This window comes from Steroidobacter denitrificans (genome assembly GCF_001579945.1).
GTDB classification, from domain to species: Bacteria; Pseudomonadota; Gammaproteobacteria; order Steroidobacterales; family Steroidobacteraceae; genus Steroidobacter; species Steroidobacter denitrificans.
Genome location: NZ_CP011971.1, coordinates 278,864 through 297,785 on the forward strand (window position 1 = coordinate 278,864; position 18,922 = coordinate 297,785).

An 18,922-nucleotide genomic window follows, 5' to 3' on the forward strand; every position below is an offset into this window, starting at 1 on the left:
CCTGCACAACCAATGCAGCAGCCAGTGGGACCTAACCCAAGTCGAAGTAATTCGCAGGAATACGGTGAGGGCCGTCGCTTGTCCAGAAGTCCAACCCAATCCTTATGTAGGTTAACTACACCGCGAGTTGCGACGACGTCCAGAGTCTGCTTCCGACCAAAAGCAGACATTGACCCACCTGCATCAGGGCCGCACGCGGATGCAGATACACAGAGTGATGAGGTGGCAGGAAGGCCGCAACCAATGGAGATATAATCCTAATAGAACTTTCAGAATTGAAAATGGCTACTGTAGCTCGAGTGGATGCAGGTTGTCGGTGACGTCGAGTGCGCTCTGCAAACTCCGCGCGACAGAATCTATTCCTACGGCCTTTTCGACAAGCCAGGTGTTCCGGACAACATCTATCGAGGATTTATAGAATTGCTGATTCGCCCTCGGCTTACCGATTATCATGGCATTCTGCGGTCGCAAGCGGACCTCGATTTCGCAATCCCCATTTTTGATGAGGACATTCCTCTCTATGTAGACCCCTTTCTACTGTGGCGCTCGCCATCGCAGATGGATCAAGGTCTTCACACAAGTATCATCAACGCGTTCAATCACTTTGGTGCCCTCGCTGCGAAAGGTGAGGAGGCACAAGCGGTTACAAACCTAATCGCCGCGTCAGAGTGCGATGAAGTTGGGCTGGGATCGTCAGCTACTCGCAAAGGAAAACGAATAGGAGAGGCGAAAGCGCGCGAAATCATCTCGCTATTCAAGCGGGTCCCTCACTATTCGAGAGTAGGCTTTCGCCACTTTGAAGAGATTCAGTTCTTCGTGGACGGAATCTCGAAAGATCGGATCAGCGATATTTGTTGTAGCCTTATGAAGTCGTTCTTAATCGACTTTACGATACAACAGTGCCGAAAACTCGGTATACCCTGCGGGGCGTGTGATGTTGAGAACGTATACGAGTACCGCACGAACTCGTTCCAGACTCAACGCGGCATTGATCTGCCAGTCAACCCTGTTACCGGGAAGCCGCTGATCTTCGTGCCCAAACGATGGCTGCGGTTTGTTCCATGGATTAACTACGATGAATACTTCGAAAAATATTGCCACAGGACGACATCTCACACCATGCGGAAGCCCTGACCCTAATCGAAGTGCTTGATTACAACCGAGACCACTTTGGGGTGGTTGAGGGCTACGTGAAAGCGAAGGAGCGGGCTTTCGAGGACTGCCACAACGATCCGCTCTTTTCTCAGATCCCAATCACGTCAGCGAAGCGTAAGTTTTCCATCATCCGCAAGCTTCCGATCGGCAAGGACGAAGGGGCGGACAGAAAGTATGAGGCAGCATTAGGACAGCTTCTTCCGTCCTTATTGTATCCAAAGCTGGACTTTGCAAAGGAGCAGGCGCGAACTGATAGGCGCGGTCCAAATCCCAGGAGCTCGCGCGGCAGGGACCTTCAGCCAGGCCAGCTCCGGACTCGCTCGCAGCTGGGTGAGTTCACGCGACAGGCTGATCGCATTCAGCTCTCCTTGCGCTCACGGTGGGCCTCCACCTGCGCTTCACCAATAATTACCGAGGGCGGGGTCTTCGGCTCCGCCTCAAGGAATCCACGTTTGCTCAGCAACGCTCGGAGACTCATCGTATGCGTGCTTGACTTCGAGCCACTTATTGAGCGCATCTTCGAGCTGCATCGCTTTTGCAAGCCGCTGTAGACGCGGCAAATTGAGGTCATCGAGATCGATGTCCAGCGGCGGCGCCGATAGGTTACTGCGTGGCGAGTTGGCCAAGTAGATCCAATGTAGCAGCGCAGCTTCAGGCGTTGCTCTGAGATAGCCATAAACATCGGCGAGCCGATCCGCTTCTCTTCCGGCCAGCAACACCGCCTCTGGGATTCCCCGAAAGTGAAACTGACCTGCCTGTGTCGATCGAGTGCCAAGAGAAGGCCTAACGGCGTCGAAAGAGAAGGGAACAACGGCAGTTGCAGCATCAGTGAAGTTGTTCCACGCACCGCAATCGCCAAGCACGGTCTGCAGAGAGACGATCGCGCCTGGCCGTAGCCACCCAGCTGCCTCAGTAAGCTCGGCCGGGGGCGTTGTCATTCTATTCAAGTACAACCCGCGAACGACCTTGATTAGTCGCTTCGCCGCAAGCGCATCAGTGATCCATCGCTCTAAGGAAGCGCGAGACAAGGTCGATTGTTCGTGGCGGGCCAGTCGAAACAGTGTTAATGTGTTGAGCACACGCGCAGCATTTGGCTCAGTGAGCCGCATCTCGAGCCGCGTGTCCCAATTCGCTTTTACAGCGATGGGCTTTGTTACGGTTGCGCGGTCCATTTCATCACCTCCTTTAAAATGCGATCCTTCATCGCACCATACTCACGTTCGGTAATGCGAGATCGCAGATCATCTGGAACCACGGGTAGCGTCTGTGATGTAAACATCTCCCAAGGCATGGCTTCCATCTTCTTTATTAGCTGATCAGCAACATCGTTGTATCTATCTTGGATAGCGGCAAGACCAGCTTCGCTTGGTCGCGCACCTTCGCCGATGAGTAAATCCAAATCATAGATATCGCGCGGAGCGATTCGGTTTTCATCGAGTAGCGCGTGCAGTTTCATCTCAACGAGTTTGTCGCTCTTGTAGACGTCAATGTATGAGCGGGCAGAGAAATTCTTGTCCCTCACTTGGAACAGTGACGACTCGACGTCATCCATCGAAATTTCGTGACGACGAGACACTTCAAGGGTGAGCTGAAACTCCTCGCCCTTTGGCCCTGCGGCGCGAATCTTCCAGCGCGCCACCGCGTCGGTTTGCTTGGGCTCAGAGACCTGGATTTTTTTGTAGCCACCGACGAAGGACTGCTCAATCGCTTTGCGGATCGACTTCACCAGGCTGTCCAGACCTCGCTTTGGGTCGTGGTCCAAATCGATGTCTTTCGTAAAGCGGGCGCTTTCGGTTCGAACCTTCATAGCCCCGCCGCCCTTCAAGATCAACTCGCCTGGCTGGCGTGCCTTGTAGATGGCCGCGAGTAGGCGTTCTTGAAAGGCATTTCTGACTTCTGTAAGAGAGTCCATGGGATATTCGTATTAAGTGCGTTAACTGCATTATAGCTGTTAACATACTTAATGCAACTAGATAGATCTGCCAGGCGCAGGCATCGGCTAGCGAGACGCTTGCTCCCGCCTTTGGCTATGACACTCTTCATTTAGGCGCCAGAGAAACTTGAACCGTGCTGAGCACGCAAGAGGCATATGCTTCCAATTGAAAGCATATGCCTACGAATAGAGGCAGCAGAGCGAGGCGAGAACTCCTCCTGGGGTTCATTAACGGGCGTGCCGTCAGAGCGCCTCGACAGGCTCAGTACGATAGAAGCAGTCCAGCAGGATAGCCTGCTCCAACATGTCGATGGAACGGATTTCCACGTTGTGACTGACGAAGAACTCGCGCCAGCCCTTGACGACGCCGAGCATGCTGTCGATGAGCGCCTGGGCTTCTTGGGTGGACAACCCGAAGGCGCCGCAATCCGACAGTAAGTTGTAGAGACTAGCGACCCGGCCGAATCGTCCGGCCTCCAACGCCAGGTCGTGAGCGTGCTCACGGATTGCGCGTTCCGGCCATGGCGGACAGCTGATCCGGTGATGGCGGACACCATCGGAGCGAAGCGACGCAAGCAGGTCGACTACTCTACCGACTGTTCGTCATGGTGGCCAGCCGGGTAGGTTCTGCGCATCGATTCCGGTGAGCGCAGCTCGATGCGATGGGCGTGATGCACGAGGCGGTCGAGGATGGCGTCGGCAACGCGCCCGCCGCCGAGATACTCATGCCAGTCGCTGATGGGGAGCTGGGCCGTCACGATGATTGCCCCGGCGCCGTAGCGTTCCTCAAGAGCTTCGAGCAGGTCTTGCTTTTCCCGGTCGGAAAGGCTGCCGAGACCGAAGTCATCGAGGACGATCACGGAGAGCTTGGCGAGGCGCTTGAGCAGTCGATCGTAGGTGCCCTCGGCACGGGCCTGGACGAAGAGGTTCAGGAGCATCGGCAGGCGCAGATACTGGACGGTGAAGCCCGCGCGACAGGCATGCTGGCCGAGGGCCTGGGCGACGAAGCTCTTGATCGTGGCGCTCGAGGCGCTCCTTGAGCGACTTGGCAAGTCCGAAGAGCTTCATGGCGTTCAACTTCTCGAGAGTCTGTTCAAGCAACATGTGATGGTTCCTGTGATTTGCTGATGTTTGGGTTCTGGTAATGCCGGAACGTGTTTGTGTTGATCTCCGTGTCTTCCTCCTATCCGCGCTGACATCTATTGGGCCTTATCCCGCTCGGGCAGCGCAGCGCGGCCGCCGCGGATCTGGCAGGAGCGCCCTACACTGTCCGCGGCGCGCATTGCCGGCGTCAGCTGTAGTACCGACGGCCGCGCACGTTCGCTGCGCCGAGTCCTGCGGTGGCGTCTGGGGTTTGCGCCTGATCAGGCAGCGGCGCGGTGTCCATCCGGCGCTTGAGGATGATCTTGACCGTGCGGTACTCTATCCGTATCCGCATCAACGCTTCGCGTCATGACTCAAGGCAGGAGCCGTATGCGGTAGTGCCGCACGTACGGATCTGTGCGGGGGGCGGGGAGCAATCTCCGTCCCTACCGCGACTACTCCGCCTTCCACTATGACGCTCCTCATTTAGGCGCCAGAGGGACTTGAACCCGGGCCGAGCACGCAAGAGGCATATGCTTCCAATTGAAAGCACATGCCTACGAATAGAAGCAACAGAGCGAGGCGAGAACTCCCTGCTGCCCCGGCTGCGTTCCTGCACGCCCGTTGAATGAGCCTTTCCTGGGGAGTCATTCCGCGAGCGTGCTGTCAGAGCGCCTCGACAGGCTCGGTACGATAGAAGCAGTCCGGCAGGATGGCCTGCTCCAACATGTCGATGGAACGGGCTTCCACGTTGTGTCTGACGAAGAACTCGCGCCAGCCCTTGACGACGCTGAGCATGTTGTCGATGAGCGCCTGGGCATCTTGGGTGGACAGCCCGAAGGCGCCGCAGTCCGACAGTAAGTTGTAGAGGCTGGCGACCCGGCCGAATCGTCCGGCCTCCAGCGCCAGGTCGCGGCGCTCCTTTGACACAAGTGGCACCGGCACGATGTCATAGGCTGGTGAGAGCCGCCAGCCGGAAAACGTGCGCAACAAGGCGTGGTTGCGCGGGTGATCGTCGTTATTGGTCACCATCGCGTTGAAGACCATGCGCATGAACAACTCGCGCCGATCCTCGTCGGGCTTGATGGACCACCGGCGCAGCTCGTCGGCCAGCAGACGATAAGACCATCGCTCGCGGCCAGTATAACCGTCTTCAGCGTCCAGAACCGTGAGGCCTGAGACCAGCCCGTGGCGTGCGTAGGCTTGGGCGTTTGAATTCCACTCGCGGTCAAAGCGCAACAGCAACAAGGCCTCGGCCTTGCCGACGGTTTCCAGACGGGCGCCACACACACGGAGGCCTGCCGCGCGAGCAAGCTCAAGAGTGGCGTACTCGATGCGCTGCATATTGTGCCGGTCCCGCTTCTCAGGCAGCTTGGCCAGGTAGATGTGCTGCTGGTCCTCCACAGTGACCTTCGGACGCGCGCCGCCCATGCTGGTGCCAGGCTCCAAGCGCTCCAGAATCTCGTGAGGCAGCTTGCCGGTCTCTTCCAGTTGTTCAGCGGCTTTGGTGAGTTCTTGCAGTTGGTGTGTACGGTTAAATGGTCGTGCAGGACCTGGGGGCGCTACGGAAAGACCGAAACGCAGGTTCCCGGCGCCATCGTCGGGTCCGTTGAGTAGGTACTCCATCTCAGTGATGTCAGCCTCGGGCCGCGCCAGACGGGCCTGGATGACGCGACGGCCCCAGGCGTCTGGACTGGCATCGCGCAGGGCACCCGGAATGCCCTTGAGCTTCGTGAAATACAGCGGCTTCGCCGAAAGAGACAGGTGGTAGGGGTCCAGCGCAATGACGTTCGGCCGTTCGAGATAGCGCTTGCCGTAGGTGAAGGTGCCCTGGAACGCGCCGGCGCCCACTTCACGGATTTTCAAAGAGGCGCACGGCACCCACTCGAAGGTGCCGGGCAGTTGGACATAGACGTAGCAGAATTCTTCTTGGACAGCCATGGAGGTTCCGTATCAAAAGTCGTTGTCGGGCGCACGCGCACGCACGCGCTGCGGCCGCCGGGCCGCTTCGAGGATCTTCCCGTGCTCATCGTCGTCCGGGTCGGCAACCGCACGAACCGTGTCGAGCAAGCCGAGTTTCCACAACACCGCCAACGTGAAGCCAATCGCCACACCGGGCTCGCCGTTCTCGATGCGGTACAGCGTGCGACGACCGATGCCGCAGGCTTTGGCCAACTCGTCCATATTCAAGCGCCGGCGCAGCCGGGCAATGCGGATGCGCCCGCCCAGCGACTCGACGGATTTCAGAACTTCCAAGGGAAGCGGCTGAGTGATTTCATGAGCCATATTTGACTCGCTATAGTGGTTAACAGGCCAAATTATGCCTGATTGCCAGCTGACCTGCAAATAATATCGGCCATATCTGACCCGCAATTTGAGAATGTGGGCCAGATATGGCCTGTTAGCGCGGAGCAACTTTGCCGTTCGGTGTGACGAGGACGGCCTCGTGATCCTCTCACGCGTCTGGGCATACGCAGCGCTCCGGCCAGGCGCTTCGATTTTCCCTGTATAGATGCCTTTTGCCTGTGCCACGCCATATCCTGTGAGTTCAGCAGATATTCGTGTAGTGCGATGGCACGTCAAGTCCATCCCAGATGAAACGGCCATCCAAGCTGCATTCGTTCATGCCCAACAAGGCGCCCCAGCGGACGGGTCGCTCGCTGAGCTTTGGCGTTAGGTGGCCCACAAAACGTGACGGACGCAGAGACCTATGACCAGTGGTATGAGACGCCGCGGGGTCGGTGGATCGGGCAGCGCGAGTTGGCGCTGCTCCTTGGAGAGCTACAACCTGGTTCAGGGGAGTCGCTTCTCGACGTTGGCTGTGGCACGGGTTTCTTCACGCGTGCCCTCGCTTCCGCGATAGGAGGCCCGGTCACCGGCGTCGATATCAATCCAGAATGGGTGGCGTATGCGCGCCGCCAGGGTGCCGGCAAAGCGTCCTATGTGATCGCGGACGCGCGCGCCTTGCCGTATGAAGCCGCAAGCTTCGACCTTGTCGTGTCGATCGCGGCACTATGTTTCATCGAGGAGGAACGGGCTGCGGTTCGCGAGATGGTCCGCGTTGCGGGTCGGCGGGTCGCGATCGGCCTGCTGAATCGTCGCAGCCTCCTTTGGCTTTGGAAGGGGAGACGTGGTGGTCGCGGGGCGTATGGAGGTGCTCGCTGGCACACAACCCGCGAGGCGGCCGACCTGTTCACGGGTCTGCCCGTGCGCCTTCTTCGAGTTCAGACCGCCATACATCTCCCGGGAGGCGGGCGGCTCGCGCGAATCCTGGAGCGCTTGTGGCCGCAGTGGGTTCACACTGGCGCGTTTATTCTTGTGGTGGCGGATACGGTTGCAGCCACCGATGCGCCACCTAACAACAGCATGCAGCGGACGGCGCTGTGCGCCGCCGCTGATGCCGAGCGTTAGGCGTCGCGGCAGTCAGACCTTATCGGTCAGCTTGTAGAACAGATTTTCCATCCGGGTGCGGTTGATGCCGGCGAGCTTGTAAGTCGCTACCACTTCGACCTTCGCCAGCAGATAGGTGGAGTCGTATTCGGCGTTGGCGATGCGTGTCTCCACCCTGCCGCCGGTCACGCCTACGCTAAGATGCAGCACTAATTATTGTAATACGACGCAGCATAACTATTGTTAATACAACAGCTGTCGCTGAAATGACTGTTGGGCAAGAATAGGATAAAAAGACATTCTCAGGCATGTGGTGGACCGCCCTCCCGCAGGGCTGCAACGAGGAATGGTCGATGAAGAATAAATACTGGGTGGCGGGGGCTTCTTGGGGCGGAGTAGATCATCAAGATACAAAGTGGATCGAACAGGGGTCTGGATGCTCGGATGGCAGAAAGGAAGTTAGTTGGAGGAAGCGTCAGAGATGAAATCGGGGAACAGAATTGCCATTAAGTGGATGAAAGGCCGGGGGCAAACCGGCATACGCAACATGCATCTCGGAATCATCAAGGGCGTCATTCTGGAAACGAACAAGATCATCTGCGCCGTGAACTGGGTCGCAACCAATCTGAAGAGAGATTTGTTGGAAAGCCGCGGTTGCTTCAAATCAATCCACGGTCCATTCGAGCATGACGCTTAGGTCCAGGAAGTTTTCTGTATGTAGAATGCCCAACAAGGCCATGCACGCGACCTGCGAAGACGCAGGCGCGTGAAGCTGTCCTGCAACTAACACTTCAATGGGTCTGCCAATGAGCGATCAGAAATTTTGCTGCAATTCCGCTACGGCGATCGAAAATGGAATCTCCTCCGCTGCTGATCATGATACGCACCGCCAGATCGTGCGGCAGGCCTACGCCGAAGTCGCCAAAGCCGACAGTGCCGGTGAGGGTTGCGGGGTGGCTGCCAGTTGCTGTGGCGTCAGTGACGACAGCGTAATCAACACCCTAATCTCCACTCGCCTCGGCTATAGCCAGGTAGATCTCGATTTGGCTCCTGCGGGTGCCGACATGGGCCTCGGCTGCGGCAACCCGAAGGCCATCGCGGCGCTCAAGCCAGGTGAGGTAGTGGTCGATCTGGGCGCTGGCGGCGGCTTTGATTGTTTCCTGGCAGCTCATGAGGTCGGTTCCGGCGGCCATGTCATTGGTGTGGATATGACACCGGATATGATCTCGAAGGCACGTGCCAACGCAGCAAAGGGGCGCTTCGATAACGTGGAATTCCGCCTTGGAGAAATCGAGCACTTGCCGATCGCCGACGCGACCGCCGACGTGATCATCTCCAATTGCGTGATCAATCTATCTCCCGATAAGCCCCGAGTATTCCGCGATGCCTTTCGTGTGCTCAAGCCGGGCGGACGACTGGCGATTTCCGATGTAGTTGCGACCGTCGAACTTCCTGTGGAAATGCGTAATGACGCGAGCCTCGTGGCCGGTTGTATGGGAAACGCATCCCTGATCGAGGATCTGGAAGCCATGATGCGCGCTGCCGGTTTTGAGTGCATCCGCATCCAACCGAAGGATGAATCCAAGGAATTCATTAAGGACTGGGCGCCTGAGCACAACATTACCGACTACGTCGTCTCCGCTACGATAGAGGCGATCAGACCACATAACCGCTCAACTTCATGCCGAGCTTCTTGATAGTAGGCATGCGTTGCGCGCGCAGGCTGGCACCGGTTTCGGTAGAGCCGGTGTTTTGCGCCAACGTGGACCCTCGTTCCAGACCGATGGCCTTTAATAGGTTATGTAAAATTTCGATGATCGGGGTGGAGTCTTTGCTCCAGGGGATACGCGCACCGGCGACCCGCAACTGGCCTCTTGCCACGCCGATCCTGACCGAGATCATGTCGTCATAGCAGCGATCCGCACTACACTGGACGAGAAGATGAGTAAGACAAAGTCATAAGCTAATTTTACAGTCTGCATTTCTGCAGGCCAAACGCCATTCCATTATTTCCGTATTCTAAGGAGCCATCGCATGACAGGTCCGGTCCATACCACGATCGATGTTCGCACTATTGCGCCGCATGAGCGTCATTCACACATTTTCTCATCCTTCGCTGCCTTGCCGGCCGGCGGTGCGATCGAGTTGGTGAACGACCACGATCCGCAGCCTTTGCACCGCCAGTTCAAGTCTGATTTCCACGGGCAGTTCACCTGGGACTATCTCGAGCAGGGCCCTGCTACCTGGCGTGTTCGCATCGCCAAGGAGGCGGGTAACTGCTGCGGTGGCTGCGGTGGATGAGTGAGAACACCATCGCGCTCTGGCATCTAGGCTTTCGCCCTTTTTATCTGCTGGCCGCGATATTCTCTGCAATGTCAGTGGGCTTGTGGGCGCTGCAGCTCGCCGGCCTACTGCCAAACGCCTATCTCGAAGGGTCGCTATGGCATGCGCACGAGATGCTGTTCGGCTTCACGCTGGCGGTCATTACGGGCTTCCTGTTCACCTCGGTACGTAACTGGAGCGGTCGGCCAACGCCGACCGGAGCCACGCTCGCTGCTATCGCAGCCCTCTGGGTTGCAGGGCGCGTGCTGGTGCTGACTCCTTGGGGCGTCGCGGCTGCGGTTGCGAACGTGGCATTCCCGCTGGTGGTCGCCTGGGGGATCGGTGTGCCGCTGTGGCAGGCTCGTAACCGGCGGAACTATTTCTTCGTTGGCCTGCTGGTGCTGATGTCTGCAGGCATCGCCTGCATTCATTTTGCCTGGCTCGGCATCGTTGCAGTGCCGCCCTGGGTCGGTGTGCAACTCGGACTCGATGTGATTCTGTTCATCATCGCCGTGATGGCCGGTCGCGTTGTGCCCATGTTTACCAACAACAGCGCGCCGGGGGCACGTGCGCGACGCTCCCTCTATGTCGAGCGTATGGCGCTGGGTGGCATACTCGCCCTACTGATTGCCGATCTGTTCGGACTTGGCGGTATACCGTTTGCTGGGCTTGCAGCCGCAGTCGCGATCATACACATTGTACGTCTTGCTCTGTGGAACACGCGGGTCACTTTACGCGTACCATTGCTGTGGGTGCTGCATCTCGCCTACGCATGGATTCCCGTGCACCTGCTGCTGCGCGCAACCGGCGAGATCATCGGGATAGTGCGCCCGCTGGCGGTACATGCGCTCACTATCGGGGCGATCGGTGGGCTCACCATCGGCATGATGGTGCGTACCGCTCGCGGCCATACGGGGCGGCTGCTGCTCGCCGATCACTTCGAAATCACTTGTTTCGTGCTGATAGCCGCTGCCGCGGTGATACGTGTGGTTGGTCCGCTGATCCTGCCGCAGCATTATCTGGCGAGCGTGTATATCGCAGCGACGCTATGGTCTGGCGGATTCCTGCTTTATGCAGTGCGCTACTGGCCGATCCTGATTCGTAGGCGGATAGACGGCGCAGCCGGCTGAGGCGAAGAAGCGTATCGCGGTGACGATACGTATCGTGGACCTGATACAACCAATCCATTTGCCGCCCGCCATCAAGAGACTCCGCTTGGACTCAGGCAAAAATCCGATCGGCCGGCAATGGGATTAGACAGATGAAATTACCTGGAGCGATCCATTGTCACAACGTCTGTCGTCGTAACAGTAGGCGTTGGAACCAAATCGGATCGCCCCTCGATTCCTCGTGCCTATATTCAGGCATGGAGCGCAAAGGCTCCATGGCCCGAGCATCCGTACATTCTCACAGCCAGTCATGGTCAGGTCTACGTAGCGGCGTGCTGCATCTGCATCGAACGGCAGCATCCGATCTTTAAACTGAAGTTCTTGTGAAGAAAGAGTAAATTTATTCGCAGGCTCAGATACTTAACCTGAGCCTGGGGTGCTCGCGCCTGGCTACACGGTGATCTTCTGCAACAACTCCAGTGCGCGCTGTTGTTTCGAGTTCGCGGTGGTCACCGCGGCGAACGTGGATGTCGACTCGCCGGGCAGCGCGGCGCGGCAGGTATTTCGCACGATCGTGGACAACTCCGCCAGGAGCGTTGAGAAGCTGTGGGCGGGCGTTGCGTCGGGAAGCCGACCCGTCAGGGCTTTGCGTTTCGCGGCCTCAGAGCGCTTCGCCGGCGCCACCGGATCGCGCGTGGCTTTGGCGGCCTGGTCTTCGTCCGCAAACAGCAGCTCGCGCCAGGCTTCGCGCATGTGCCATTCGATGTAGTAGGCCAGTACGCACAGCAGGATATGTGCGCGTACTCGCTCGGCGAGCCGATGATGGATCGGCCGGATGCGCAGATCCACGCTCTTCAGCGTTCGGAACGCGCGCTCTACTTGAGCCAACGATTTGTATTGGCGCACGCATTCGGCCGCGTCCATGATCTGGGCCGGGACGCTGGTGCGGATGACATAGAGCCCATCGAGGCGGGCTTCGGTTTCGATACCGTCGGTCTTGCGCTCGAAGCCGAAGAGATCCTCGCGGATATCGAGTGCGAAGTGCTTGGCCATCTTGTATTGATTGACTATGCGGCCAACCCGCACACCGATGTTATCTTGGCCTCGCAAGCGCCCCTTGGCCACGGACGCGCGGATCTTCTCGAGCTGCTTTTCGGTGGCGCACAACAGCTCTTCGCGCTTGTGTGCGCGCAGTTGCGCGAGCGCCGGGTTACGGCAGGCAACCAGGCGTTCACCGGGATAATCGGGGTGCTCAAGCTCGAACAGATTGCGCTCGTCGAACAGATCCAACTGCACATGTCCTTGGTTCACCAGCGTGCGGATGGAGGTGCTCTTGAGCGCGGTGATCCAGCGTACGCCTTGTTCATTCGTCAACGTATGGATGGCTTTCTGGGAGATCATGCCGCGATCACCCACCATCACCAGCTGCTCGACCCCAAACTCCTGCTTCAGCCGCGCGATTTCCGGCATCAGCGTTTGCGGGTCTGAGGTGTTGCCCTCGTAGACCGATACAGCGACCGGACAGCCCCGGCGGTCGGTGAGCAAGCCGTAGTTGACCTGCAGCATCCCCCGCTTACCGTCGCGGCTGTAGCCGAGTTTCGCCAGCGGGCAGGTGGTTCCCTCGAAATAGCTCGACGACAGGTCGTAGAGCACTACGCTGTCGGGACCCAGATGCCGCTGGGCCAGCTTTTTCTGGATCGCGCCCTGGCGCTCGAGCAGCCAGTCCATGGCGGCGTAGAGTTCCGTCTCGCTCGCATCCGCCACGCCGAAGTCCTGCGCGAGGGTGGTGGTGTGCCACCAGCGGGTGGTGGCGAGCTTGGTGCGCGGGCAGAGCACCCGGGCGGCCAGCATGGCCAGCACCAGATCGCGTTCGCGTGAGGGCTTCGTGCCCAGCAGTGAACTCAGGCGCAGCTTGGTCATGGCCAGGCGCACCGCCTCGACGTGGCCGTGTGCCTGCGATCCCACGACGTTGAACAGCGTCTGGAGTGGGTACAGGGGCTCACCCTTGAGAATCGCGCGCAAGGCATGGATCTGCTCATCGGTGAGGCTGGACAAGTTCGCGATCGTGCGCTTCCTGACCGTGTTTCCCTCGCGGAACGTCTCGCGCAGCAGGTAGGCGGGGCGGGACTTACGGTTGGGTACAACATCGATATGCATGCGCGTATTCTACGCTAAATTGGCCCCGTTGCAACTATTTACATGGGTACATATTTTGCGCAGAAAGACCACACAAGACTCGCAAGCCACTGATCCGCAACGGCTAACTAATTACCCAACGGGGGAATTCAGAAAGAACTTCGGTTTAAACGGGCCTAAAACATTCCGGGTAGGGGTTGACGGCAGCGACGAGTAACTTTAAGTTGCTTGTCGCTAGCAAGTAAAGTGACTCTTATGACAGTTCCAGCAAATTCCCCTCGGTGTCGGCAAGAAGGCCGCACTGCGTTCTTCGATCGCCTGCGCACAGAAACCGCGAGTGTTCTCGATGAACTCGAGTTTGCAGGCGCGACGCCCGCGGCCATTGCGCATGCGGCCGCCGGTGGAAGCTGCTACCCGGGAGCGCACGCACCATGATGCCGCGCGTCATCTTTCAGGATGAACACGAAACATTTCGCGACTCGGTCCGGCGCTTCTTCAAAGCCGAGATTGAACCGCAAGTGCCGCGTTGGCGCTCGCAGGGCTACGTCGATGCACAGGCGTTCAGGCGGCTCGGCGAGCAGGGCTATCTGTTGATGTGGGCGCCGGAGGCTTACGGCGGCTCGGGCAACGCCGATCTACGCTACGAGCAGATCGTGCAGGAAGAAAACGCCCGTCATGGCGACAGCGGATTCTATTTCAATCTGCATTCGATGATCGTTGCGCCTTATATCGCAATGCTGGGTACCGAAGAACAGCAGCAGCGCTATTTGCCGCCAGCCGTTCGCGGCGACTTGATTCTCGCCATCGCAATGACCGAGCCGGCGGCGGGCAGCGACCTCGCGGGGATGAAAGCACACGCCGAGGATTGTGGCGATCACTGGCTATTGAACGGCTCGAAGACCTATATCTCCAATGGCATACAAGCCGGCGCGGTAATCGTCGCTGCGCGTACCATACCGGAGTCGCGCACCGGTATGGGTTTGTTCATCGTGGATGCAGACGCGCCGGGGTTTCGACGCAGCCGCAGGCTTGAAAAGCTCGGGCTGGACGCGCAGGACACCGCGGAGTTGTTCTTCGACAATGTCAAAGTATCGAAGAGCAATGTGCTCGGTGATCCAACGCAGGGCTTTCGCAACATGGTTCGCTTCCTGGCAACCGAGCGGTTGATGGTTGCGATCAGCTCCGTAGCCCACGCGCAAGTCGCTTTCGACCTCACGCTCGATTTCGTCAAGGAGCGACGCGCCTTCGGCAGACCTATCGGTGCCCTGCAGAATACGCGCTTTCAGCTGGCGGATATGCGTGCGCGGCTCGACTCGACGCAGACTTTTGTCGATCAATGCGTTTTGCTGGCGAATGCCGGCCGACTGTCGGCAGAAGTGGCGAGCGAAGCAAAGCTGCTCGGCTCGGAGCTGGAGAATGAAGTGATCGACGCCTGTCTGCAGTTGCACGGCGGCATGGGCTATATGGAAGAACATCGCATCTCGCGCATGTACCGTGATGCGCGCGTCACCCGGATCTTCGCCGGCAGTAGTGAGATCATGAAAGAAATCATCAGTCGCGGACTAGGCCTGGATGACCGAAAACTCGTCTGATAAAGGATCACGGCCGAGCATCACCAAGGTTTCGCTCCGGAGGCGCAATGTACAGCTACAAATCCCCGATTCGTGACGTACGATTCTGCATGCAGGAAGTACTTGGCTTCGCATCCCACTACGCGTCGTTGCCGGCAGGTGCTGACGTCAGTCCGACTGACGTCGACGTGATCCTGAAGGCGGCGGGAAAATTTGCGGAAGAAGTGCTCGCCCCTTTGAATCACAGCGGTGACGAGGAGGGTGCGCACTTCGAGTATGGCAAGGTGCGTTCGCCGCAGGGCTTTGTAGATGCCTACAAACAGTATGTCGACGGTGGCTGGCCGAGGCTCGCGAATCCGGAAGAGCAAGGTGGCGAGACCGCACCGTACTCGCTCAAACTTGCGATGTCGGAGTTCATGCAGGCGGCCAATCATTCGTGGTGCATGTATGCGCTACTGAATGACGGTGCGATCAAGACGCTGATGAGTTTCGCCGATGCCAAATTGATCGAACACTTCGTCCCAAAGCTGGTCAGCGGCGAATGGCTAGGTACGATGTGTCTCACCGAGCCGCACTGCGGTTCGGATCTGAGCCAAATACGAACGCGGGCGGAGCCTCGCGACGATGGAAGTTACGCCGTTATCGGCACGAAAATCTTCATCAGCTCCGGCGAACAGGACTTCTCCGACAATATCGTGCATCTGGTGTTGGCCAGGCTGCCCGATGCGGTACCCGGTACGCGAGGAATCTCTTTGTTCGTGGTGCCGAAGATGGATGATCGGTCAGCATCAGGCAACGCCAACTCGCTGCGCTGTCTGTCGATCGAGCGCAAGATGGGTTTGCGAGCAAGTGCGACATGCGTAATGACTTTCGAGGGTGCACGGGGTTGGTTGGTCGGCGAGCCGGGCCGCGGATTGAACGCAATGTTCGCATTCATCAACAATTCGCGGCTTGGCACCGCTCAACAGGCACAAGCACATGCCGAAGGCGCATTTCAATCTGCGCTGGCGTATGCGCGGGAACGCCTGGCCGGCCGCTCGCCGCTCGCATCTGCGAGCGGCGGACCTTCGGCCTTGATCACGCACCCGGATATCCGTCGCATGCTGCTTACGCAGAAAGCCATCGCCGAGGGAGGGCGAGCGCTGGTGTTGTACTGTGCGAAATGGGTCGATCTGGCGGACAGCGGCGGCGCCGAGCAGCGTGCCAGTGCAGCGGAACGACTTGCCGTGCTTACTCCGATCGCCAAGGGAGCACTGTCGGAGTGGGCCGGCGAAGCGACCGATCTGGGCATCCAGATTCTCGGCGGGCATGGCTATATGAAGGAGTGGGGACTGGAACAGCGCGTTCGGGACGTACGCATTACGCGCATCTACGAGGGCACCACCGGTGTTCAAGGAATGGACCTGCTAGGGCGAAAACTGCTCGGGCCGCTGCGTCATGGACTGACTGATCTCAGCGACGAAATTCTGACCTTCTGTCGTCAGGTCACCGCCGCGGAGCTGAAGGTAATGATCGCTAGACTCACCGAGGCGGTGAAGACGTGGTTGGCGCTGACCGACCTGGCAGCAGAACGCAGCGCAGCCGATCCGGCCTTCGCCGGTTCGGTGGCAGTCGACTATTTGCTGCTGGCCGGTTATGTGAGTGTCGGCTACATGTTTATATTGTCGGCACAAGTTGCGAGTTCGAAACTTGCGGATGGAGCGACCGAGGAAGCGTTTTACCGTGCAAAAATTCAGACGGCGCAGTTCTACTTCGATAAGCTGTTGCCGAGAATCCATGCGCACGCCTCGAGCATCGCCAATGGCAGCGAATCGCTGACCGGGATGCCGGAGGCAAGTTTCGGGCTGGAAGTCTGAAGTCGGTAATTTGCCCACCCGCTAAACTACTCGTTGGAGTAGTCCCAACCCGCCGAGCCCTAGATAAGATTGATTCCGTAAATCAAGACGGCAGTCCCGACGATACGCACTGTGCAACGGTGCAGCTACGGAGACTGGAGTAGTTGTTGCGTTCATCAAGAGGGCGAAATGCAAGCCAATCGCGTACCACTCGGGTCGTCGGTCGTCTCCACACTCATCTTCGCCGCCGCGGTACCGCTGGTCGCGCAGGCTCAGGATGGTTCAAGCGGCGCGGTACTGGAGCAGATTATCGTCACGGCACAAAAGCGTGAAGAAAACCTGCAGACCGTGCCATTCTCGGTATCTGCTGTAAGCGGCGAATCGCTGGCGCGATTTCAGTATCAGGATCTAAAGAATCTCAACGGTCTAGTACCGAACGTGCAATTCACGCAAATGTCGAATGTGGGCCTGACGCTCGCACCCTCGATTCGCGGCATAGGCATCACCAACAATCCCGATCCCTATACCGGCACTGAAGTTGCAGTGGTCATAGATGGTGTCGTACAGGGTACACGCCTACTTGGATTATCGGATCAATTCGATATCGAACGTATCGAAGTTCTGCGTGGGCCGCAAGGCACGTTGTTTGGCGCCAATACGCTCGGCGGTGTAGTAAACATCGTCAGCCGGCAACCGACCGGCGAGTTCGGCGCCTACGGCAAGTTGACAGTCGGAAATTATGACGAGCGTAACGCCGCAGTCGCAGTGAACTTTCCCATCGTACAGGATGTACTGGCTGGAAAAGTGTCGTTGTCACAGCGTCAGCGCGACGGGTTCTACACCAATCTGTTCGACGGCTCCAATCTGATGTGGATCGATTCGAGCAAAGCACGTGCATACCTGTTGTTCACTCCCAACGACGACGTGCGCGCCACACTGATCGTCGGCCGCGACCGCGTCCGTAACGGCGCCGATGTTGCCGCCAATATTTCCTCGCCGGATGAGCTGTTCTGGCGTCCGGGCATCAGCCGCGACGTGAACTTCAATCTGTATAGCGATTCGCCGCACATCAATCGTGCCGATCTGAATACCTATACCTTGAACCTCGATTGGACCACTGGCATCGGTCAGCTGACGGCGATTGCCAACTACATGGACTTCAATGCCTTCAATATCCAGGACGTGGATGCCACTGCGGAATTCTTGATGAACGCCGGCCGGGATCTGGCGAGCCGTCAGTATTCTGCCGAGCTACGGCTGGCGAGCGACCTTGGCAACAGCGTCGAGCTGACGGTGGGTGCATTCTTCATGAATCTGCACTATGACGTGAATACCATGTCGATGGTGCATGCGTTCTCGCCGGACATCATCACTCAGCAGGATGTACGTAGTGACGAGGAAAGCGCGGCGCTGTTCGCCCAGTTGTATTGGAATGTGACCGATAAGTTGCGGCTGGGCGCAGGTCTACGCATGACCCGGATCGAGACCGATCTGCGATCGCTCAATAGCACACATCAAAATCCGAACCTGCATCCATTCTACTATGCACGCAATATTGCGGAATCCACGTTGATCGATGGCTTCGTCGCCAACGGCAGCGAGACCTGGACAGAGCCAGGCGGCAAATTGAGCGTCGACTACAAGATCGCGCCGGATGTGATGGTGTACGGTTACTACGCGCGCGGTTTCAAGTCGGGTGGTTTCAACGGCCGTATTACCGATCCGCTGGATATCGGGCCGTTCGAGCCTGAATACATCGATACGTTCGAAGTCGGCGTGCGTTCGGATTGGCTCGATCAGCGCTTGCGCGCCAACATCGGCGTATTCTACAGCAAGTGGGACGATATGCAGGTACCTCAGTCGGTGTTCCGCGGGAATCCGCCGGTGGCGTCGTCGACGATTCTCAACGCGGCATCGGCGAAATCACAGGGCGTCGAGCTGGAGCTGCAAGCGCTGCCGATCGATCATCTCCATATCAGCACGAGTATTGGTTACCTGGACGCCAAGTACGAAGATTTCAAGGATGCAGGCGTCGATTATTCAGGGCGTCCGACACCCTACGCGCCCCAGTGGACCGCATCGCTGACGGCATCATATGACTTCCAGTTGAATGCCGGCACGTTGACGCCATCGTTCCAGTACACGTTCAACGACGAGCGCTGGGCCGCATTCACGCAGTTCCCGGCGGAGCGTCTCGATAGCTACAACCTGGTCAATGCCAACATCAGCTTCACGCCGGTCGAAGGATCGTGGAAGGTGGCGTTATGGGCAACCAACCTGACTGATGAAAAGTATCTGTCGAGTTCGTTGACCGTGCCGCCGCTATTCTCCTTCGCATCATTCGGTGCGCCGCGTCAGTACGGCATCGACGTTACGTTCGATTTCTGA

The 18,922-nt window shown here is 58.2% G+C and carries 16 protein-coding genes and 1 pseudogene; 8 read left to right on the forward strand and 9 right to left on the reverse strand.

Annotated elements, in window-relative coordinates; all coding sequences use genetic code 11:
- Positions 1–303 precede the first annotated feature (303 nt).
- Positions 304–1,134 carry a hypothetical protein gene (locus ACG33_RS01180; RefSeq protein ID WP_066918008.1) on the forward strand — a complete coding sequence of 277 codons (831 nt, stop codon included), beginning with the start codon at positions 304–306 and terminating at the stop codon, positions 1,132–1,134.
- Between the two features lie 458 nt (positions 1,135–1,592).
- Here the strand turns inward: ACG33_RS01180 and ACG33_RS01185 are convergent, their stop codons facing one another.
- The 6 genes from ACG33_RS01185 to ACG33_RS16290 all read right to left on the reverse strand — a co-directional run bounded on the left by ACG33_RS01185 (position 1,593) and on the right by ACG33_RS16290 (position 6,457).
- Positions 1,593–2,327 (reverse strand): hypothetical protein, encoded by a 735-nt coding sequence (locus ACG33_RS01185; RefSeq protein WP_066918010.1) that lies wholly within the window; start codon positions 2,325–2,327, stop codon positions 1,593–1,595.
- Positions 2,309–3,067: a nucleotidyl transferase AbiEii/AbiGii toxin family protein gene (locus ACG33_RS01190; protein WP_066918011.1), complete on the reverse strand. Its 759-nt coding sequence runs from the start codon at positions 3,065–3,067 to the stop codon at positions 2,309–2,311. The genes ACG33_RS01185 and ACG33_RS01190 overlap by 19 nt, the downstream gene beginning before the upstream one ends.
- A 264-nt stretch (positions 3,068–3,331) precedes the next feature.
- Entirely contained in the window at positions 3,332–3,499 is a 168-nt protein-coding gene (locus ACG33_RS01195; RefSeq protein WP_210399128.1) for a hypothetical protein, read from the reverse strand.
- Between the two features lie 173 nt (positions 3,500–3,672).
- A complete protein-coding gene (locus ACG33_RS01200; RefSeq protein WP_083536323.1) occupies positions 3,673–4,140 on the reverse strand; it encodes an ATP-binding protein in 468 nt (155 codons plus the stop codon).
- Positions 4,141–4,837: 697 nt separating this feature from the next.
- Positions 4,838–6,112 carry a type II toxin-antitoxin system HipA family toxin gene (locus tag ACG33_RS01205; protein ID WP_066918016.1) on the reverse strand — a complete coding sequence of 425 codons (1,275 nt, stop codon included), beginning with the start codon at positions 6,110–6,112 and terminating at the stop codon, positions 4,838–4,840.
- Positions 6,113–6,124: 12 nt separating this feature from the next.
- On the reverse strand, positions 6,125–6,457 hold the full coding sequence (locus ACG33_RS16290) for a helix-turn-helix domain-containing protein (RefSeq protein WP_066918017.1): 333 nt from the start codon (positions 6,455–6,457) through the stop codon (positions 6,125–6,127).
- Between the two features lie 405 nt (positions 6,458–6,862).
- Between ACG33_RS16290 and ACG33_RS01215 the strand changes: the two genes are divergently transcribed.
- A complete protein-coding gene (locus ACG33_RS01215; RefSeq protein ID WP_157071623.1) occupies positions 6,863–7,582 on the forward strand; it encodes a class I SAM-dependent methyltransferase in 720 nt (239 codons plus the stop codon).
- Positions 7,583–7,609: 27 nt separating this feature from the next.
- Here the strand turns inward: ACG33_RS01215 and ACG33_RS16430 are convergent.
- A pseudogene (locus ACG33_RS16430) lies at positions 7,610–7,771 on the reverse strand (GIY-YIG nuclease family protein); the annotation flags it as partial.
- A 596-nt stretch (positions 7,772–8,367) separates the two neighbouring features.
- Here ACG33_RS16430 and ACG33_RS01225 point away from each other — a divergent pair.
- Positions 8,368–9,258: an arsenite methyltransferase gene (locus ACG33_RS01225; protein WP_083536326.1), complete on the forward strand. Its 891-nt coding sequence runs from the start codon at positions 8,368–8,370 to the stop codon at positions 9,256–9,258.
- Here ACG33_RS01225 and ACG33_RS15965 read toward each other — a convergent pair.
- Positions 9,218–9,463 carry a hypothetical protein gene (locus tag ACG33_RS15965; protein ID WP_157071624.1) on the reverse strand — a complete coding sequence of 82 codons (246 nt, stop codon included), beginning with the start codon at positions 9,461–9,463 and terminating at the stop codon, positions 9,218–9,220. The two genes, ACG33_RS01225 and ACG33_RS15965, sit on opposite strands and share 41 nt — an antisense overlap.
- Before the next feature lie 132 nt (positions 9,464–9,595).
- Between ACG33_RS15965 and ACG33_RS01230 the strand changes: the two genes are divergently transcribed.
- Positions 9,596–9,862, forward strand: a complete 267-nt coding sequence (locus tag ACG33_RS01230; protein ID WP_066918018.1) for a DUF2249 domain-containing protein — start codon at positions 9,596–9,598, stop codon at positions 9,860–9,862.
- Entirely contained in the window at positions 9,859–11,013 is a 1,155-nt protein-coding gene (locus ACG33_RS01235) for an NnrS family protein (RefSeq protein ID WP_066918019.1), read from the forward strand. Before ACG33_RS01230 ends, ACG33_RS01235 begins: the two co-directional genes overlap by 4 nt.
- 429 nt (positions 11,014–11,442) lie before the next feature.
- Here ACG33_RS01235 and ACG33_RS01240 read toward each other — a convergent pair whose 3' ends face one another.
- Entirely contained in the window at positions 11,443–13,149 is a 1,707-nt protein-coding gene (locus ACG33_RS01240) for an IS1634 family transposase (RefSeq protein ID WP_066918020.1), read from the reverse strand.
- 413 nt (positions 13,150–13,562) lie between these two features.
- On the opposite strand from ACG33_RS01240, the gene ACG33_RS01245 reads away from it, so the two are divergent.
- The 3 genes from ACG33_RS01245 to ACG33_RS01255 all read left to right on the forward strand — a co-directional run bounded on the left by ACG33_RS01245 (position 13,563) and on the right by ACG33_RS01255 (position 18,922).
- Entirely contained in the window at positions 13,563–14,720 is a 1,158-nt protein-coding gene (locus tag ACG33_RS01245) for an acyl-CoA dehydrogenase family protein (protein WP_066922644.1), read from the forward strand.
- 89 nt (positions 14,721–14,809) lie between these two features.
- The gene (locus ACG33_RS01250; RefSeq protein ID WP_210399130.1) at positions 14,810–16,555 is read left to right on the forward strand and encodes an acyl-CoA dehydrogenase C-terminal domain-containing protein; all 1,746 of its coding nucleotides are present in this window, start codon (positions 14,810–14,812) and stop codon (positions 16,553–16,555) included.
- A 168-nt stretch (positions 16,556–16,723) separates the two neighbouring features.
- Positions 16,724–18,922, forward strand: a complete 2,199-nt coding sequence (locus tag ACG33_RS01255; protein ID WP_066918022.1) for a TonB-dependent receptor — start codon at positions 16,724–16,726, stop codon at positions 18,920–18,922.

What these genes read in the sequence shown, in the direction of transcription:
- ACG33_RS01240 (WP_066918020.1), bottom strand. Translation starts at nt 13,149, where the DNA reads ATGCATATCGATGTTGTACCCAACCGTAAGTCCCGCCCCGCCTACCTG.
- ACG33_RS01250 (WP_210399130.1), top strand. Translation starts at nt 14,810, where the DNA reads ATGCAGGAAGTACTTGGCTTCGCATCCCACTACGCGTCGTTGCCGGCA.
- ACG33_RS01230 (WP_066918018.1), top strand. Translation starts at nt 9,596, where the DNA reads ATGACAGGTCCGGTCCATACCACGATCGATGTTCGCACTATTGCGCCG.
- ACG33_RS01180 (WP_066918008.1), top strand. Translation starts at nt 304, where the DNA reads ATGCAGGTTGTCGGTGACGTCGAGTGCGCTCTGCAAACTCCGCGCGAC.
- ACG33_RS01205 (WP_066918016.1), bottom strand. Translation starts at nt 6,112, where the DNA reads ATGGCTGTCCAAGAAGAATTCTGCTACGTCTATGTCCAACTGCCCGGC.
- ACG33_RS16290 (WP_066918017.1), bottom strand. Translation starts at nt 6,457, where the DNA reads ATGGCTCATGAAATCACTCAGCCGCTTCCCTTGGAAGTTCTGAAATCC.
- ACG33_RS01190 (WP_066918011.1), bottom strand. Translation starts at nt 3,067, where the DNA reads ATGGACTCTCTTACAGAAGTCAGAAATGCCTTTCAAGAACGCCTACTC.
- ACG33_RS01235 (WP_066918019.1), top strand. Translation starts at nt 9,859, where the DNA reads ATGAGTGAGAACACCATCGCGCTCTGGCATCTAGGCTTTCGCCCTTTT.
- ACG33_RS01245 (WP_066922644.1), top strand. Translation starts at nt 13,563, where the DNA reads ATGCCGCGCGTCATCTTTCAGGATGAACACGAAACATTTCGCGACTCG.
- ACG33_RS15965 (WP_157071624.1), bottom strand. Translation starts at nt 9,463, where the DNA reads ATGATCTCGGTCAGGATCGGCGTGGCAAGAGGCCAGTTGCGGGTCGCC.
- ACG33_RS01255 (WP_066918022.1), top strand. Translation starts at nt 16,724, where the DNA reads ATGCAAGCCAATCGCGTACCACTCGGGTCGTCGGTCGTCTCCACACTC.
- ACG33_RS01225 (WP_083536326.1), top strand. Translation starts at nt 8,368, where the DNA reads ATGAGCGATCAGAAATTTTGCTGCAATTCCGCTACGGCGATCGAAAAT.
- ACG33_RS01185 (WP_066918010.1), bottom strand. Translation starts at nt 2,327, where the DNA reads ATGGACCGCGCAACCGTAACAAAGCCCATCGCTGTAAAAGCGAATTGG.